The 1,763-nt window shown below is 68.0% G+C and carries 2 protein-coding genes; both read right to left on the reverse strand.

Annotated elements, in window-relative coordinates:
• Positions 1-1,317 (reverse strand): MFS transporter (locus WA805_RS05590; protein WP_425241805.1); only part of this gene is annotated, 1,317 nt, incomplete at its 3' end.
• Between the two features lie 64 nt (positions 1,318-1,381).
• Positions 1,382-1,763: dihydrofolate reductase family protein (locus WA805_RS05595; protein WP_425241806.1), on the reverse strand; the 382-nt coding region annotated here is incomplete at its 5' end.

Here is a 1,763-nt window from a genome sequence, read left to right on the forward strand (position 1 = left end):
AATCGCGGCCGTCAGCGCGCCTAGGGCTGCGACGGCGAATATCACCCAGAACGCGGCGTGGAAAGCGTTCACCCCGGCCCGTGAGATGAGGACCGTCGACACGGCAGCCACGCCGACGGCGCCCCCGATCTCGCGCATGGTTTCGACGAGCCCGGACGCCAGGCCGGTCATCGACTGGGTGACACCGGACAGAGCGCCGATCTGCGCGGCCGGAGCAGCCATTCCCCCGGCCACGCCAGCTAGGAGCAGCGCCGGCAGCAGGTCGGTCACGAAGTTCCCTCCAGCCGGAATCCGCGTCAGCAACAGGACAGAGATCGCGAGGAGCGATTGGCCCGCGACGAGCACGCGCCGCACGCCCAGCACCGCAACGAGCTTCCCTCCCGTGATCCCAGCCGCCACGACCGACGTTGCCGTTGTGGCCAGCCAGGCGACGCCCGTCTGCACCGGCGAATAACCGAGAACCTGTTGCATGAGCAGCGAACCGAGGAAGATGAAGGCGAAGAACGCTCCGAACGTGAAGAACGCCGACAGGTTCGCCGCCACCAGCGTGCGGTTGCGCACCGTCGAGCCGGGCACCAGCGGTGACCGGGACCGCGCTTCGATCCGCACGAAAGCGGATAGCAGCACGAGGGACGCGGCGAACAGTCCGAGCGTCGACCCGGAACCCCAGCCGTGTTCGGCACCGTGGTTGAGCGCGTAGACGAACAGGAGCAGGCCTCCGGTGACGGTGACTGCGCCGGCGACGTCGAAGCGTTCGCCCCTGCGGCGGCCGCCAGCGTCGACGGGCAGGAAGACAGCCGCCATCGCGATGAGAAGGACGCCGATCGGAACATTGATGCGGAAGACCCAGTGCCAGCCTGCGCCTTCGGTGAGCAGACCACTTGCGAGTACCCCGACCGACGCCGACACCCCGGTGACGGCGCCGTAGATCCCGAGGGCGCGATTGCGCTCGGCGCCTTCCGCGAAAGTCACGGCGAGGATCGACAGGGCGGCCGGCGGGATGAGCGCCGCCCCGAAGCCCTGCAGGGCCCGGGCGCCGATCAGGAGGTCGGCGGATCCGGCCACGCCCGCGAGCAGTGAGGCGAACGAGAACAGTGCCAGTCCCGTCAGTAGCATGCGACGGCGCCCCAGAAGGTCGGCCATCCTGCCGCCGAGCAGCAGAAACCCGCCGAGCATGAGGCCGTACGCGATGATGATCCATTGCAAGGTGCTCTTCCCGACGCCGAGATCCTGCTGGATCGAGGGCAGGGCGACGTTCACGACCGCAACATCGAGCACGACCATGAACTGCGCCGCGCACGCCAGGACGAGGATCATTCCTTTGTTTGTGTGTGCCTTGGTTCCCACTGTGGATTCCTCTTACGTCTCGATGGGGCGGTAGCTAGCCGCCGCTGACGATCTCGTAGGTCACGTAGACGAGGCCGTCACCGACGGTCCGGCTGCCGGCGAGGCGGAACGGCTTCTCGCCGCTCGTCTCGCCGAACAGGCGCTCGCCGGCCCCGACCACGACAGGGAACACGAACAGCCGCAGCTCATCCACGAGGTCGTGCTCGAGCAGCGTGCGGCCGAGCTGGTAGCTGGCGTAGACGACGATGTCTCCGTCCAGTTCCTGCTTCAGCCTGGTGACCTCGTCGATCACGTCGCCCTTCAGGACCGTCACGTTGGTCCACGCGGGGTCCTGGAGGGTCGAGGACACGACGTACTTGGGCAGGCTGTTCAGCCGGTCCGCGAACTCGCCGGTCCGGGACGGCGCCCACCGCGCG

This window comes from Trebonia sp. (assembly GCF_049794275.1).
GTDB lineage: Bacteria > Actinomycetota > Actinomycetes > Streptosporangiales > Streptosporangiaceae > Trebonia.